A 15,726-nucleotide genomic window follows, 5' to 3' on the forward strand; every position below is an offset into this window, starting at 1 on the left:
ATTTAAATGAACTCAGCTACAACCGGAACAAATACAAATTCCTCCAATCCTTTGCTGACACTCAATTATGAACCGGCGCTGGAAGGTTTGGGAGAGGATTATTTCGATGAAGTCGCAGCAGCTGAATTTCCCAGACATATACTACGGTTTCGGAACGATCGACTGCTTCCTCTACTGGGACTAGATCCTCAACAAGTAACAGATTATCATTTCATCGAAGCCTTTGGTAAGTTTGATGGCCGAACGCCTTTTTTAGCGTTGCGCTATCACGGTTATCAATTTGGCGAATACAACCCATTTTTGGGCGATGGCAGAGGTTTTCTTTACGGACAAGTTCGCGGAACTGATGGGGAACTGTACGACTTCGGTACGAAAGGTTCCGGTAGAACGCCTTACTCTCGCGGCGGCGATGGACGATTAACCCTCAAAGGTGGCGTGCGGGAAGTTCTTGCAGCTGAAATGCTGTACCAAATGGGTGTGCGAACATCTCGCTGTTTGAGCATGATTGAAACTGGCGAATCTTTATGGCGGGGAGATGAACCTTCGCCTACTCGGTCATCGGTGATGGTGCGTTTTAATCGTTCGCATATTAGGTTTGGTACGTTTGAGCGTTTGCAATATATCGGTCGCAAGGATTTAATCCAAAAGCTCTTAGACCATGTAATCGAACAGTATTATCCAGCTTTACAAGCAACACCTGACAAGTACGCACAATTCTACGCACAATTAGTGCAACGGGTGGCAGAATTAGTCGCGCAATGGATGGCGGCTGGCTTTTGTCATGCTGTCTTGAATACAGATAATATGTCAATTACGGGGGAAAGTTTCGATTATGGGCCTTATGCTTTTATCCCTACTTACAATCCCCAATTTACGGCGGCTTATTTTGATTATTACGGGCGTTACAGTTACAGCAATCAAGCAAGTATTTGTCATTTGAATTTGGAAATGCTTCAGCAACCATTGGCGGCGGTAATTCCCCCAGATGATATGGAAGTTGGTTTGACACAGTTTGAGGAGCATTATCTATCAACGTATAAGCAGTTGATGCTCAATAAGTTGGGTTTTGAGCGAATGCAAAGCGCAGCAGCAGATGAGTTGTTTTTCCTTACTATTCAGCTTTTGAATGATACTGAGGTGGGTTATCACGAGTTCTTTGCCGAATTAAGGCAGAAGTTTTCTAGTAAGTGGCGAAAAGATGTCAATAAAATTTTCAATGGTGCTGCTATTGTACAATCTTTTGAGCAGTCAAATTTGTTCGATAAATGGCGAAATTTATATCATTTATTATTGAATAGTTTGCCTTTAGAGGAGATGGATAAGGTTGAGCGGATGTTGTGCGATCGCAATCCTATCACTGTGATACTTCGTCCGGTGATAGAGTCGATTTGGGAGCCAATTGTACAAGAAGATAATTGGGAACCTTTTGATGATTTGTTGAGGCGAATTCAATCTAAAAATTAGGAATGTAACTTGTGTAGGGTGGGCATTGCCTACCTTACTCTAATTATTTTTTAACGCAAAGGTTCGCCAAGTTTTTCGCAGAGGGACGCAAAGAAGAATAGATATTTACAAATGCGGTTAAGCTTGGCGCGATCGCTATTGATTTTAAGTGTTATATTTGGCTTAGTACGATAATTTGTGATACCAACATTTATGACTCAGGAACTTATAGATTTAAGAAACAGCATCTTAGAAGGACGCTACGATGATGCTTTGTCAATTGTGGATGAGCTAGAAGGAATGAGCAAACAAGCAGTTCTGCGGAATATTAAATCCTTTCTTAAGAGAATGCTGATTCACTTGATTAAAAACCAAATTGAGCAACGATTAACAAATTCTTGGGTAGCTTCTATTTCTGATTCAATCCGACAAATTCAAGACCTGAATATCAAAGAAAACAAAACATCTTACTACATTAAACTTGATGAATGGCAACTTTTTCTGGAAGAATCACTAGCAGATGCAATTCGTCCGGCGAGTGCTGAAGTTAGAGAGGGAATTTATACACCATTTCAGATTTCACAAATGATAGATAGAGAGCAAATAATCGCGAGCGCAAAAGAGCTTATCGACCTAACTTATAACTATTCTGGCGAAAGGTTATTGTCAGAAATCGATAATTATTTATTCTTATTACCAGGGGGAGAGGATTGGAAAGAGGGTAGGAGATAAGTCCAAATTAATTAGTAACCCCGTTGATAGTAGGCGTCACCAAACTGAGGATTTATTCGCAAAACTCGATTAAATTCGTGAATTGCTCCGGAGATGTCGCCCTGACGAAACTTGTCTATACCTCGATTGTAAAATTCTTGCTCCATTGCCAGAGATATTTTTATTTAAATTAAGCTTAACTCAACTGCCGCGATTTCCTTTTGGTACGCACGCGCCGAATTAGCCACAAACCGAGAAAATAGCTAGCAACAGCAGACACGGACGCCACCACGAAGCAACCCACCAGCAGATCGGTGACAAACTCAGTCCCCAATTGCATCATATCGTGCCATGAATCTAGACTCTCACTAGCAAAAGATAAGTCAGAGCCTAATAGCGATCGACCAACTTGAAAAGCAAATGTATAAAGCGGTACTGCGGTAAAGGGGTTACTGATCCAAGTTGCTGCCGCCGCCACTATTTTATTGCCGCGTATCAAAGCGGCGATGAGAATCGCCACCGCCATTTGTGTAGCAATTAGCGGAAATAAACCCGCAAAAACTCCCGCAGCTAAACCTCTCGCGATAGATTCTGGACTTCCTCGCAGGCGAAGAAAGCGCAAGTAAAAGTAATGCAAGCTGCGTCGCCAACGGGAAGCCAAGCGTTTCGATTTTCGGTGTCGAATAGATATTGATTTTGTTGGTAAGGTGAGTAAACTTTGCTCAGATTGTTTAGACATCGGTGCAAAAAAGGTAGCAAATTTGGTGTCAACAAAGATGCAAGAATATTATTTTTTAAGTTAAACGATCGCTCGGTCGATAGACAGCACCCAGCGAACGATCTTGATTGATTTCTATGACTAAATTTACCCAGTTTGGGTTTCTTGCCAAAGGCTTGATGAAAAGATCCGGGTGGAGGCTTCGCCAAAAGTACTCAACAAATCGATCCACAATTTCATCTGTCATTCCGGATTTTCCGCTGGCTTTAGCAAGTTGTTCTGCTTGACGCCGCCACTGCTGGGAGAGGCGATAATCTGTTGGATACAGAACCATTAAGCGATCCAACCGCTCCCACAAAGGTAAATATTCTTCTAACTTAGCATTCATATCGCGGGCAAAACGGCGATCGGCTTCTGTCACAATCGGCGGTGGTGCTGTGTCAAAAGCAGCAGGATCGATCGGTCGCACCCCGACAAACCAACCTTCAAACAGTACAATATCCACATTTTCTACTGTTTCGGGTTGCGTGCGATCGCCAGATCCACCCCAAGCAGATTTATCAAAGCGGGGTATTTCGATCTCACCCTGCTGTTGGCGCAATTTATCCAAAACCGCAATACCCAACTCGACATCGTGGGTTCCCGGTGGCCCGCGCCAAATTAAGCGGGGGTCTTCTTCTTGCAGGCGTAGTCGTTCTGCATAAGTTTTGTAAAGGTCGTCTAGGGAAAGGCCAAGAGTGCGATAACCCAAATGAGCGAGGATTATTTTGAGAATTGCTGCTAATGTAGTTTTGCCGGTACCCTGTCCGCCTAAAATACCTTGGATGAGAGGACGTCCCAAATGTTGGCGATATTCGGCCAGCTGCATTGCTAAGGGAAGCCATAGGTTCCAAAGAGTTTCCTGGATGACACTTTCGCTCTTAAACCCTTTGTTTTGGCAAAATTCGGTAACATCTGAGCAGACGGATTGGAAAAGATGCGATCGCAACCTGACTTCTTCAACCGTATTTTCTGGTGTAATGCCAAATGCTTTTGCCCGTAACTCATCCTCGATTAGCGAAATTGCCAGCTTTTCGGGAAAATATCCCAACATACATTCTTCTGAAGTCAAATATTTGAAAATATTGCCCGCATATGAGTTATCTTGCACCATAACATTACGATCCGAGCTTGAAAGCTTCGATAAACAGGCTGTAGATTAAACCTATTTTGAGAGCATTCAACATCTGGGCTAACAAAGAGCGCGAACCTCCCTGTCGGTTAGTCCCGTAAAAAATACGACTGGCTAACTCGGTAAATATCACTAAAAGTCCAGCGCCAATAATATCCCAGTCCGCAGCTTGTCCGGCGGTAGTCGGAATCGCCGTTCCCAAAAAAATCCCAAACAGCAAGCTAATCGTCATTAAGGATAGCCGCCGCCAGGGGTTGCCAACCCAGCTACTAAGCTGAGATGCCAGAATGTTTACCAGGTTGCTCAGACGAGTGTTTTGCATTGCTGGGTATTAATAAATTCAGAACTGCCAAATTTTTGTTTGAATGAATTAGGACTTACGCAAGCTGGGGCTAGAAACCGGGTTTCTTCGTCGATCGTTCACGGTGAAACATACCATTTTTCGTAGAAACCCGGTTTCTTTGCATAAATCCTATGGATATATTATTGTCTTCCTCAAACCCGTTCCCATAAATATGGGGATCTGTTATATCAAAAATAACAGCCTTTAAAGCCTAAAACAGATTATCGCTAAACACTATGAATCTAAAATTGCTATTATATCCTGCTGCTAGTATCGCTGTTCTTTTCTTAATCTTGTTTTTGGCACTGCAACGGTGGCAGATTACTATTACTATTGATTCACTTCCATCAGAAGAAAATTTGCTTGTCGAGCCTTCCCCAGATAAAGCGTCTGTTACCACCGCAACTGTCTCTACAGAGAGTAATCCCAAACCGACAGCCACTTTAATAGCTCCCTTAAAAAACAAGCCCACACAAGCACCTAGCTCTGCTCGTGGCGCGGTGGCGGCTCCTCCAGGAGTATTGCGGTTGAGCAATCAAACAGAGCATCCCATCCGGATCGCATTTCTAGCTCGACAGAAAGCAAGCAAATCTGGCAAGCAGTCTGCCTACGGCGAACCGGCACACTGGGATTTTGCCCCTGAAGAAGGAGCCGAGAAGGGTCTGATTCTCTCCCTGCCTACAGGCTTTGTGAAGCTGGAGGAGGGCGATATTCTGATTGCCTTTGCCCAAGATGGCACTCGTCGGTACTGGGGGCCATATGTTGTGGGCGTAACAGCGATGCCGATTTGGGATCGAAAAACTTTGGAGTGGCAACTGATTTTGCAACCTTGACAGAAATCCGGTTTTTGAGAAAAACCGGGTTTCTTCATCGCTTCAGTAGGCCAGAAACCCGGTTTTTGAGAAAAACCGAGTTTCTTGAGCCCTTCCAATTTGTCGTGTTTTTTGCTAACTTGTCGTTTTGGTGACATCCAGCCAAATCAGCCCTATCGGGATGGCATAGCCTGACCGTACATAACAAACGATCGATGATTGAACCAAACAAAGTTATAGTTTAAAGGCGAAACTAAATTGGATCGCCTTCAAAAAAACTGCCTTCTCAAGGCAGCAAAAAATATTTTTGTACCCCCAAATTCAAAATGAAATTTAAACTTAATACCTGGTTGAATTCTTTGGTTGCTGCAACAGGTCGGGTCAGATTATACATTTGTTTGGTTATCATAGTTCCTTTAATTTTGCTTTGTCAAGAAATCCAAAAGACAAAAGTTTTTGCAGGTGAAGTAAATTTTTTGCAATGGCTGCACCAGGTTATTCCTCCTATAGCAGGTGCGGTTTTATCTGTGTTTTATTTGATCGGCGATACCCACTTTGCCGCCCTGGTAGTTGTCATCAGTTTAGGAGTACTCTGCTGGAAACGGTATTGGCGACAAGCCACAACTTTAGGATTTGCCACTCTGAGTGTTTTGTTACTTGTTGATGAAGTGTTGAAACCATTTTTTGCTCGTCGTCGTCCGCCCGAACGTTTGGACAAATCTGCGGGAGGTTATAGTTTCCCAAGCGGTCACGCCACAGGCAATGTTGTACTGTATTTTTATTTAGCTTATCTCCTGGCAGCTAGATATCCTAAACTCAGTATTTATATTTATGGAGCAACAACTTTATTTCTCATATTAATGGGTTTGAGTAGTATGTACCTGAGAGTACACTGGCCTTCCGATATCGTTGCTGGTTATGCGTTTGGGTACATTTGGCTGACTATCTGCTTGGCAATACTAAACTTCTCAGGGCCGAAAGAAAAAAATATTAGATAAGTTTAATCTCTGGGGGAGCAAGAAACAATGAAGATTAACAAGGTAAAAAGTTGGTGGAAATACTTGGAAAAATATCCAAGGATAAATTGGAAATTATCGGTTATATGGTTGTTAATACTTAGTTGTGTAGCTTTTTTGTTTAATTTGGGCAGCATCGGTTTGGTGGATAAGACAGAACCGATGTTTGTGGAAGCAGCACGTCAGATGTCGGTGACTGGTGATTGGATAACGCCGTATTGGAATGGGGAAACTCGTTTTGATAAACCACCTTTGGTTTATTGGTTAATGGCGATCGCATTTAAAATCGTGGGTGTGAACGAATGGGCGGCGAGATTGCCTTCTGCACTGGCGGCGATCGCACTTGTGGTATTAGGATTTTATACACTGCGATATTTCGGCTTTTCCCGTCCCGCTATGGTTCGATCGCTCCCTTTTCATCCAAAAGATGCAGAGGGCAAACCCCACCCCCAACCCCTCCCCGTCCACGGGGAGGGGAGCAAGAGCAGAGAGGCGCAAGGGGAGGAAAACGATCGACAATCTTCTGAGGCAGAAAAAATCCACAATCCAGAACGCGAAGTGTGGATATCTGCTTGGATCGGTGCTGCCATCCTCGCCTTAAATCCTGCCTGGATCGCTTGGGGAAGAACAGGTGTTTCCGATATGCTGCTGGCTAGTAACATCAGCATGGCACTCTTGACATTTTTCATTGCATATGCCATCGAAGATACTCCCCTCCCCGTGCGACGGGGAGGGGTTGGGGGTGGGGTTTTCCCTCAGCGTTCTTCAATTTGGTATATCGCTTTCTACGTATTCGTTGCCTTAGCTGTCCTGGCAAAAGGGCCTGTGGGTGCGGTATTGCCAGGGCTGATTATTGGCGCATTCCTGCTGTATCTGGGCAAATTTAGGGAAGTTGTGCGGGAAATGCGACTGGTGCGGGGCGTTTTAATTACGATCGCGATCGCAATACCTTGGTTTGTGTTAGTAACATTAGCAAATGGCAAAGCCTACATCGATACATTTTTTGGATATCACAACGTTCAACGCTTCACCAGCGTAGTCAGCAGTCACCGTGGCCCCTGGTATTTTTATATCCCAGTAGTCCTAGTTGGTTTTGCGCCTTGGTCGATATATTTGCCAGTTGCGATCGCTCGTTTGCGCTTTTGGCAAAGAGAAAAATGGCAACAATCTCCCCGTTCCACTCAACTCGGTTTATTCGCCCTATTTTGGTTTATTGGCGTCTTTGGTTTCTTCAGCATTGCAGTTACCAAATTACCCAGTTACGTACTTCCTTTAATGCCAGCTTGCGCCATCATGGTAACGCTTTTTTGGAGCGAATTGATGAGCGAGCGGGAGAGCAGAGGTGCAGAGGATAAGAAAAACAAAAAAAATATCGGACTGTTTGTTACTGCAATTTTTAATATTGTATTCTTGTTAGTTCTTGCAGCTGGAACTTTCTTCAGTCCCAAGTTAATCGGATACGATCCTGCTGTACCACAAATGCGTCAGGCGTTGTCACAATCTGGTTTACCAACCCTAAGCGGAATCGTATGGTTAGTAACTGCAATTGCCAGCGTATTTTTAGTATTGCGAAAACAACAATGGCGTTGGTTGTGGAGTACAAACCTAGCAGGGTTTATGGCATTTATGATTTTTGTTGCACCACCCGCCGCTTTGCTACTAGATCGAGAGCGCCAGCTACCTTTACGAGAAATTTCGGTACTTATTAACCAGGTACGACAACCAGAGGAAGATTTAATTCTGATTGGTTTCATCAGACCTAGTATGACGTTTTACACAAGGCAAACGGTGAATTACATCAAAACATCTGACGAAGCAATATCCTACATTGAAAAAACTGCTGCGACTAAACCTACGCACCTAATCCTCACCAAGCCGGATAACCTCAAGCCAAATTTCCTCAAGCGTTATCAATATCAACAATTAGGATCGTCTGGTGCTTACAAACTGCTGCGAATATCAAAAAAGGCAAAAGTTAAAATGTAAAAGTCAAAAGTCAAAAGTCAAAAGTCAAAAATTAATTTTTGTGGCTGAATCGGGAATGTTAAATCCGCTAATACGACGCTCTAAAAATAGCTTGTCAGTTTATCATTTTCACAGGCAGGTAAAAATATCTCGATCGCCAGTGTTAAATTCTCTTCTTTCTCTTGACTTTTGACTATTCTAGATTCGTTCAAAAAGAGCGCGATAAACTGATTCACCTTTTGCTTGGGTGGCGCGTTCCCGTTCGGTGGAAACTGGAAGCGGATTGGTGGGAAGCCATTGGGAGGAAGTTCTTTGGAAAGCTGGGTGAGAATGGAAACGATCGCACATTTCGATCGCCACTTCCTCCACATCAGACTGGATAAATACCGATCCCCCAGGCGCGAGATAATCTGCCAAATCCGTTACCGTATCCGCTTGCACCATGCGCCGCTTCTGGTGTCGCTTTTTAAACCAGGGATCGGGAAATTGAATCGTGACTCGCTGCAACATTCCCGATGGTAAAGAACTTAACAAGGGACGCAGGGAGTTATTGACATTGCAAAACAAATAGTGTAAATTCCCCAAACTCAGTTCGTCTCGCAGTCTATTTGCTTCCTCCACCAAAGAATCTCGAATTTCCAACCCCAAATAATTCCAATCCGGCTGCAACTGTGCCATGCTTAAAACAAACCTTCCTCTAGCACAGCCAATATCCAAATGCAACGGCAGGGTCATATCCGCATAAATCTTCGTCCAATCGGGGGGAGGAGTCGGTGTCTGATACTTACTGCTGAGGGGATTGACGTGCTGGCGAACTCGAACCGATGCCAAAATTAATACTCCTTATCATCAAAATTAACTACTTCTAGTTGAGGTCGCATTAGCCAAGCATTAGCTATACTCGACGGGGATCGCTTTTTTGGGCTATATGGGTCTAAACTTTCGATTTGCTATAGTAAGCGACTTACACATCGCCCTGCCTCACACCATATGGGATAATCCGAGTCGATTTCATCTGGTGGAAGTCAGTATTCCAGCGCTGGAGATTGTTCTGAAGCATTTAGAACAACTCGATTTGGATTTTCTGCTTCTACCGGGAGATTTAACCCAACACGGCGAACCGGATAATCATACTTGGTTGCAGGAACGTTTGTCTCAACTGCCTTTTCCAGTTTACGTTGTGCCGGGGAATCACGATGTCCCCAGTTTGCACGCTACCGAAAAGGCGATCGCATTTGCAGATTTCCCTCACTACTATCGCAAGTTTGGCTACGACAATCCAGCACAATTCTATTACAGTTGTCAAGTACTGCCAGGAGTACGTTTAATCGGACTCAATTCCAACCAGTTTGACGACGAAGGCAAACAAATCGGACGTTTGGGCGATCGTCAGATAGAATGGCTCAAGCAAGTTCTGGCTGAGGTGTCCGACGAACTGGTGCTGGTGATGGTGCATCATAACGTAGTGGAACATCTCCCCGGTCAATCTCGCCACTCGCTGGGACGGCGATATATGTTGGAAAATGCACCGGAGTTACTTTCCATATTGCGATCGGCTGGAGTCCAACTCGTGTTTACAGGACACTTGCACGTTCAGGATATCGCCCACAGCCAAGGCATATACGACATTACCACAGGTTCCTTAGTCAGTTATCCTCATCCTTATCGCATTTTAGATTTCCGTACCGATGAACTGGGTAGAAAATCCTTACAAGTAAAGACGCATCGGATCGAATCGGTACCAGATTGGCCAACTTTACCGCAGATATCGCGAAAATGGATAGCCGATCGCAGTTTTCCCTTCATGCTCAGACTGCTCACCGAACCACCCTTAAGTTTACCTCGCGCCACAGCAGAGGAACTCGCCCCCAGTTTGCGGTATTTTTGGGCAGATATTGCTGGTGGGGATGCCATATTTGATTTCGCACATTTTCCACCCCAAGCGCGACGCTTTTTCGAGAGTTTTGGTGCGATTAGCAGTAACGGTACACCTACGCCGATCGATAATCACACCACGCTTTTGCTTGAGAGTTAACTTCTAACCCATATTTTTACTGCAAGAATAAATCTTTTGAAACTCTCTCCGCCAGACTTTTTTAAACAATGCTATGTGCAAGTCAGATCGCTCAATTTCGCTAATTTCAGCAACAGCATATTCACCAAACAGAAGAACGCCACGCCTTAACTCGTATTGTTTTGAGGAGTAAACTGTTTGGATGACTGAGTTGAGATCGACATCGCGACTAAATTTTAAAACTTGTAAAAGATTCTGACATTTCACATTGTCAGCCTGCGCCCATTGAAAGCGCATAAAATAAAAGTAAGCTGTAAGTTGGTGATGATTCAGCAATCCGCTCAATAGGATAACAAATATCAGGAACGATGTAGAGACTACGCTCGCATTCTTTGACAACATTTTTGCCATCCGTAACTCGGTCAATCAAATCAAATAAATTAACCTAGATAACTCAAATTGATATTGACTCGCCATGACAAATCTTGGTAGTAGATAATTTCAGATTTTAAATTTCAAATTTAAATTTGTTTTAAATCTAAAATCTAAAATCTGAAATCTGAAATTACCAAAATTACGGTTGGCGGCAAATCCCAAACACGGAAGTGTAACCGTGCAGAAAAGTGTTACCTGCTACCGGGCCGATTTCGCCATTACAGAAGAAACCACCGATCGGAACATTTTTCAGGTAACGGCGGAACATCCGGGAGTCAAAATTAGGAGACCCGTAAAGTCCCTCTCCCCGTCCCAGACAGGAGAACATCAAAGCACCGGCTCCTTTATTTGAATCAGGTGTTTGTTGCTGATAGCGCTGTAGCAACATTTCCAAATCGTCAGCAGAAGTGTGAGCGTCGCGCAAGTGAAATTGGATACGCTGACCCGGACGGACGCGATCGCCAATTGCGATCGCCCCAACTCTGGGATCGACCCCCAGCAGATTGCGGATCAAAAAATCTCCGTGTTCCAAATCCTGCTTGAACTCATCCCGCGCCACCCCCACAAACAGGGAATTCTGCGCCAGCATTCGATCCTCCTCGTTGAGAGTTTGGATCAAATCCCGCAACACATCCAAAGGTTTGCGGGGTTTGCCGCTACCCCCCACTTGAGCAGTTACAGGCACCTCCAATTCCATCACAACATTGCGCTCTCCCGCTATCACCGTGTACGGTTCGCCGATCGGACGGCATCCCTGCGCCACGATCGTTTCCAGAACAAGATTACCGCTGAGAGCAACACCAACCGTTCCTTCTCGGTAAAGCCGATAATTGCAAAACAAGCCAGAACTGCCGCCGACAGCACTACCGCTTGCCAATCCACCCACCTTGATCGATCCCGGATAAGCAAAATCCAAACCTTGAATTAAATCGTTAATGCCGGATGTAAACGGATCGGCTAACAAAACAAACTGAGGTTCGGCTTGTGGTAACACACCGATTAAATCCACCCACGTATCTGGCGAACTATCCAAATCCGGCAATGATTCGGGAAGTACGTGAAAAGTGCGGACGTTTACCCCAGGTAAGGACATTAAACTCAGACTCAAGCCTGGTTCTCCTTCTATTTCCTGCACCTCTCCTTGTCGATTAACTCCGATCACACCACCGCCACCGCAACCAATTATGGCCGGCACCGATAGCACCTCACGGAATAAGGGCATCAGCCTGGTATACTCGCTGGCAAAAGCAGACGAAATAAACACCACAGCCAGATCTGCTGACGCCTGCAACAATTGATTGGCACGTTCTGCAACTTCCTCTACAGCCGCTTCCAAAGAAGGACGGGTTGACAGAGCGTTTGCCCACTTTATCTGGTTGGTCATGGGTTTTACCATCGTCCTAAAGTTTAATGTTGTTTTTAGTCTAGGGACTTTCGGCTTAAGCTTTTACTTTTTGGAGCGATAAGGTTTACGCTTATCTATAAATTGCAGCTTAACCCTGGTATATCGCCATATTAGCGCTCCCAGAATTCCCACAAACTAATTTTGAGCCTAAAATCGTCCCTAGTGTGTTTCTGGAGAGCTTTTCACATGGGTAAAGCTACTTCGGTTTAGTCCTCTGTCTTCCCTTTTTTCCCCCAGCCACAGCAAAATTACTTAGCCATACCTGGCGATCGCTCGTTAAGAAGTGTTAAGCTATAACAACAACAAGCAATTGCGTGTAAAGCCCGCCTGGGGAGCAATCAACGGTTAAATCTTAAGAAAAAAACCGCAATACCAATTTCATCAACCGGTTGAAGGTATGAATGGAATAAAGCCTCTGCTAAGAACCGTCCTCCCAGGTAAGATTTATCAGAAGGCTCAATCTGAAAGATTGACAGTCCTGATTGACAAAAACGATCTCAGAAAATAACAGCGTATGAGCAACATCCAAGAAAAAATCGACCAAGAGCGCGACCAAGCTCGTCAAGTCTGCGATGTCAGCGGTAGCAACTCTAAAGAGTGTGCTGCTGCTTGGGATGCTGTAGAAGAACTGCAAGCAGAAGCTTCTCATCAGCGCCAAAGCAAAAAGAAGAATTCCCTTGAGCGATATTGCGATGACAATCCCGATGCGGCTGAGTGTCGTTTGTACGAAGACTAAAATCCCTTAGTCGTAGAGATGATTCTGGCTGTGAGAACCCTAAGTTTTTCACAGAAACGCTCGCAATTTTGAGCAACCGAACTTCCAAGTAGAAGTTCGGATTGCTTATTTTTTCATGTTTGGAAAAGAACTTCTGTATGATCCCAGCAATAGAAAAACTATGCAAAATAACCCTTGGTTTGCACCGCTAGTCTGGATGGACTACCGACTGGCGGTATTATTTACTGTTATTGTGCCTTTGATTCTGCTAATTTGGGCTTTTGTCCAAAAAAACGAAGCTATTCAAAGGCTTTTAATTATTTACTGGCGAGTTGCTAGCCTTCTCGCAATCACAGTTTACCTAATGATTAACGCCATACCGATTAGCTTTGTAACTGGTATCGTAGCGCGTCTGCTCATTCCCGTATCATTGTGGTTTTGGGCGGATATCAATGAAGAAATTAACGACTTACCCCAACGAGAATTAAAGTTAGCTATTACATCATGGCGTTGGGGGATAACAGTTTACAGTCTGCTGGGAGCAATTCTCGGAAGTCCTTTCCTCACCTGTGCAATCTCGTCTAAGCAAGCATTGCTGTCAAACCCATTTTGTAGAGTTTGGCTAGATCCGCCTTGGGGTTACAAGCAGATGTTCCATGCGAATACAAATGAGGCATTTTTGGGTTTTTTGGCGATCCTTGCATTGATTATTTATGTTAGTTACTTGAGTTACTTTATATTTTTCAGATTGGGCAAACAAGGACGCTCAGCAATGGAACAATAATAGCTAGCCAATGGCTGAGGGATAATGGAAGATCGCGCATCGCAAGATATTAGCTATTCGCTATTGACCATTACCCTTGAGCAATTAACAAATAACTAACGATCGATACAACTTTATGACCAATTCTGTTGGCCAACGTCTGGAGCGATACACTCTCAGGCGTCCGCAGGAAGTGCTGCTCGTGACAGCTGAAATTGCAGGTGAAGAAGACCGAGTTGCCATTTTCAAAGGTTATTCCAGTTCGTTAATGCGTCCGACATCTTTCGATGCGGATGTGCCGATATTGCCATCAGAGGCAAAAATTATCAGGATCGACAGGTTAGCAAGTCCTTATAACCCGGATTCTCCTCGCTATATCGAACAAGGATTGACGTGGGAGACATTCCAACCCCTGTTGTCAGAAGTCGGTGTGTAAAATTGTCTCATTCTAGCAATACAGGTTTGGTTTCCCAGCCTTAACTGGAAGAGCTAGAAACTATCAGGCAGACAAGTGCAGAAGGTATGGTAATTCCGGAAAGTGTTATCCTCCAGTGTAAGTAAGTGTGTTGTGTGGAGTGTTTATAAAGATATGGTAAAAACCCCCGTTCGGACTCAACTGTCTAGCTCTTCAGAATCACCATTGTGCTTGGCTGAATCGATCCAATCGGCAAAACCGCTCAATAGCAATCGCAGTTGGAACCCATTAAGTTTGCCCGGAACGCCTTTGTTCGGTACAGATGGGATTCGGGGAAGAGTGGGAGAGTTGCTCAATGCCGAACTAGCCCTACAAGTGGGTTATTGGACAGGTCAAATGCTGCGATCGACCTCTGCAAATGGCAACGCTCTGGGGCCGATCGTTCTGGGCCAAGATACCAGAAACTCCAGCGATATGTTAGCAATGGCACTAGCCGCCGGTCTTACCTCTGCCGGATTGGAAGTTTGGCATTTGGGTGTATGCCCGACGCCCTGTGTAGCTTATCTGACCAGTGTGACTGAGGCAGCAGGAGGAGTGATGATCTCCGCCAGTCACAACCCACCAGAAGACAACGGGATTAAAATTTTTGGCCCGGATGGTACAAAGTTGCCCAAAGAATGGCAAGCACAAATTGAAGCAGGACTGCGGGGTCAGCTCGGTAATTCTGCTGCGAACGCTTGGGGTAGGCACTACCATCGTCGGGAGTTGTTGGGTAACTACGCCGAGTCGCTTGAGAAACCCCTCCGGCCAGAGATCGATCTGCGGGGAATGCGAATTGTGCTGGATCTGGCATGGGGGGCAGCTGTGGGAATAGCACCCCAACTGTTCGCCGATATGGGGGCAGAGGTGATTTGCTTGCATGACAGTGGGGATGGCGATCGCATCAATGTCAACTGCGGTTCGACCCATCTCGAACCCCTCCAAAACGCTGTCAAACAATATCGGGCAGATATGGGATTTGCCTTTGATGGAGATGCCGATCGCGTATTGGCTGTAGACTCCCAAGGTAGAGTTGTGGATGGCGATCGCATCCTCTATTTCTGGGGGAAAACCCTGGCAGCAGCGCAACAACTGCCCAAAAATATGATTGTGGCTACCGTGATGGCTAACCTGGGTTTTGAAAGAGCTTGGAAAAATCTCGGCGGTGAATTCCTGCGGACGCCAGTGGGAGATCAGTACGTCCATGCAGAAATGCTGCGTCACGGTGCGATGTTGGGCGGCGAGCAATCCGGACATATCCTCTGCCGTCATTATGCCGTCAGCGGCGACGGTCTGCTCACTTCGTTGCATTTGGCGGCGTTGGTGAAACGGATGAATGCTTCTCTATCCGAAATGGTCGATGGCAGTTTCCAAACTTACCCGCAACTATTGAAAAATGTCAGGGTGGAAGATCGGGATCGCCGCGTGAACTGGAAAAACAGCGACGCTCTCACCAATGCGATCGCACAAGCAGAAGCTGCAATGGGAGACTCTGGGCGCATCTTAGTTCGCGCTTCCGGAACCGAACCTTTGATCCGCGTTATGGTGGAAGCCGTCAGCGCCGAACTCGCTCACCACTGGGCTGACAATTTAGTTCTAGCCGTTCAACAATATCTATAAAATTGACATACTCCCCAGCCTGAAGGCGTGGGGATTCTTTACGCTTCATTGACGGATGCTACCGAGGTAGTCTTAATCTGTCTCGACGTACATTTAGAGTCGTGCCGATGCCCCGTGCCGACTTTTTCTATATTTGCCGAT

The 15,726-nt window shown here is 45.1% G+C and carries 17 protein-coding genes; 10 read left to right on the forward strand and 7 right to left on the reverse strand.

Annotated elements, in window-relative coordinates; genetic code table 11:
• The first annotated feature begins 6 nt into the window (after nucleotides 1-6).
• Together ACE1CD_RS10955 and ACE1CD_RS10960 are read left to right on the forward strand one after the other, a co-directional pair.
• Nucleotides 7-1,464 carry a YdiU family protein gene (locus tag ACE1CD_RS10955; protein ID WP_374823908.1) on the forward strand — a complete coding sequence of 486 codons (1,458 nt, stop codon included), beginning with the start codon at nucleotides 7-9 and terminating at the stop codon, nucleotides 1,462-1,464.
• Nucleotides 1,465-1,656: 192 nt separating this feature from the next.
• Complete coding sequence (locus ACE1CD_RS10960; RefSeq protein ID WP_374823911.1) at nucleotides 1,657-2,175, forward strand: DUF29 family protein; 519 nt, start codon at nucleotides 1,657-1,659, stop codon at nucleotides 2,173-2,175.
• A gap of 11 nt (nucleotides 2,176-2,186) precedes the next feature.
• Here ACE1CD_RS10960 and ACE1CD_RS10965 read toward each other — a convergent pair whose 3' ends face one another.
• From ACE1CD_RS10965 to ACE1CD_RS10980, 4 genes are read right to left on the reverse strand one after another with little or no spacing between them, the layout of a single operon-like run.
• Nucleotides 2,187-2,321, reverse strand: coding sequence for a tetratricopeptide repeat protein (locus ACE1CD_RS10965; RefSeq protein ID WP_374823913.1), 135 nt, complete (start codon nucleotides 2,319-2,321; stop codon nucleotides 2,187-2,189).
• A 29-nt stretch (nucleotides 2,322-2,350) separates the two neighbouring features.
• Nucleotides 2,351-2,893 (reverse strand): DUF2062 domain-containing protein, encoded by a 543-nt coding sequence (locus tag ACE1CD_RS10970; protein WP_374799534.1) that lies wholly within the window; start codon nucleotides 2,891-2,893, stop codon nucleotides 2,351-2,353.
• 55 nt (nucleotides 2,894-2,948) lie between these two features.
• Nucleotides 2,949-4,025 (reverse strand): glycerate kinase, encoded by a 1,077-nt coding sequence (locus ACE1CD_RS10975; protein WP_374799536.1) that lies wholly within the window; start codon nucleotides 4,023-4,025, stop codon nucleotides 2,949-2,951.
• A gap of 4 nt (nucleotides 4,026-4,029) precedes the next feature.
• On the reverse strand, nucleotides 4,030-4,365 hold the full coding sequence (locus ACE1CD_RS10980; protein WP_374799538.1) for a DUF565 domain-containing protein: 336 nt from the start codon (nucleotides 4,363-4,365) through the stop codon (nucleotides 4,030-4,032).
• A 257-nt stretch (nucleotides 4,366-4,622) separates the two neighbouring features.
• On the opposite strand from ACE1CD_RS10980, the gene ACE1CD_RS10985 reads away from it, so the two are divergent.
• The 3 genes from ACE1CD_RS10985 (at nucleotide 4,623) to ACE1CD_RS10995 (ending at nucleotide 8,200) form a co-directional block, all read left to right on the forward strand.
• Entirely contained in the window at nucleotides 4,623-5,219 is a 597-nt protein-coding gene (locus tag ACE1CD_RS10985) for a hypothetical protein (protein WP_374799540.1), read from the forward strand.
• A gap of 305 nt (nucleotides 5,220-5,524) precedes the next feature.
• Entirely contained in the window at nucleotides 5,525-6,196 is a 672-nt protein-coding gene (locus tag ACE1CD_RS10990) for a phosphatase PAP2 family protein (protein WP_374799542.1), read from the forward strand.
• 27 nt (nucleotides 6,197-6,223) lie between these two features.
• Nucleotides 6,224-8,200 carry an ArnT family glycosyltransferase gene (locus tag ACE1CD_RS10995; protein WP_374823915.1) on the forward strand — a complete coding sequence of 659 codons (1,977 nt, stop codon included), beginning with the start codon at nucleotides 6,224-6,226 and terminating at the stop codon, nucleotides 8,198-8,200.
• Nucleotides 8,201-8,377: 177 nt separating this feature from the next.
• On the opposite strand, the gene trmB is transcribed toward ACE1CD_RS10995, so the two are convergent.
• The gene (gene trmB, locus ACE1CD_RS11000; RefSeq protein ID WP_374799546.1) at nucleotides 8,378-9,010 is read right to left on the reverse strand and encodes a tRNA (guanosine(46)-N7)-methyltransferase TrmB; all 633 of its coding nucleotides are present in this window, start codon (nucleotides 9,008-9,010) and stop codon (nucleotides 8,378-8,380) included.
• Nucleotides 9,011-9,107: 97 nt separating this feature from the next.
• Between trmB and ACE1CD_RS11005 the strand changes: the two genes are divergently transcribed.
• On the forward strand, nucleotides 9,108-10,214 hold the full coding sequence (locus ACE1CD_RS11005; protein WP_374799548.1) for a metallophosphoesterase family protein: 1,107 nt from the start codon (nucleotides 9,108-9,110) through the stop codon (nucleotides 10,212-10,214).
• Between the two features lie 3 nt (nucleotides 10,215-10,217).
• On the opposite strand, the gene ACE1CD_RS11010 is transcribed toward ACE1CD_RS11005, so the two are convergent.
• On the reverse strand, nucleotides 10,218-10,595 hold the full coding sequence (locus ACE1CD_RS11010) for a hypothetical protein (RefSeq protein WP_374823917.1): 378 nt from the start codon (nucleotides 10,593-10,595) through the stop codon (nucleotides 10,218-10,220).
• A 172-nt stretch (nucleotides 10,596-10,767) separates the two neighbouring features.
• Nucleotides 10,768-12,012 (reverse strand): FIST N-terminal domain-containing protein, encoded by a 1,245-nt coding sequence (locus ACE1CD_RS11015; protein WP_374823920.1) that lies wholly within the window; start codon nucleotides 12,010-12,012, stop codon nucleotides 10,768-10,770.
• A gap of 535 nt (nucleotides 12,013-12,547) precedes the next feature.
• Between ACE1CD_RS11015 and ACE1CD_RS11020 the strand changes: the two genes are divergently transcribed.
• The 4 genes from ACE1CD_RS11020 (at nucleotide 12,548) to glmM (ending at nucleotide 15,585) form a co-directional block, all read left to right on the forward strand.
• Nucleotides 12,548-12,769, forward strand: a complete 222-nt coding sequence (locus ACE1CD_RS11020; RefSeq protein WP_374799554.1) for a Calvin cycle protein CP12 — start codon at nucleotides 12,548-12,550, stop codon at nucleotides 12,767-12,769.
• A gap of 160 nt (nucleotides 12,770-12,929) precedes the next feature.
• Nucleotides 12,930-13,532: a DUF3177 family protein gene (locus tag ACE1CD_RS11025; RefSeq protein ID WP_374799556.1), complete on the forward strand. Its 603-nt coding sequence runs from the start codon at nucleotides 12,930-12,932 to the stop codon at nucleotides 13,530-13,532.
• A 115-nt stretch (nucleotides 13,533-13,647) separates the two neighbouring features.
• Nucleotides 13,648-13,947, forward strand: coding sequence for a hypothetical protein (locus ACE1CD_RS11030; protein WP_190472697.1), 300 nt, complete (start codon nucleotides 13,648-13,650; stop codon nucleotides 13,945-13,947).
• Between the two features lie 153 nt (nucleotides 13,948-14,100).
• Nucleotides 14,101-15,585, forward strand: a complete 1,485-nt coding sequence (glmM, locus tag ACE1CD_RS11035; RefSeq protein ID WP_374823923.1) for a phosphoglucosamine mutase — start codon at nucleotides 14,101-14,103, stop codon at nucleotides 15,583-15,585.
• Nucleotides 15,586-15,726: the final 141 nt, after the last annotated feature.

This window comes from Aerosakkonema sp. BLCC-F183 (assembly GCF_041929145.1).
Classification (GTDB): Bacteria; Cyanobacteriota; Cyanobacteriia; order Cyanobacteriales; family Aerosakkonemataceae; genus Aerosakkonema.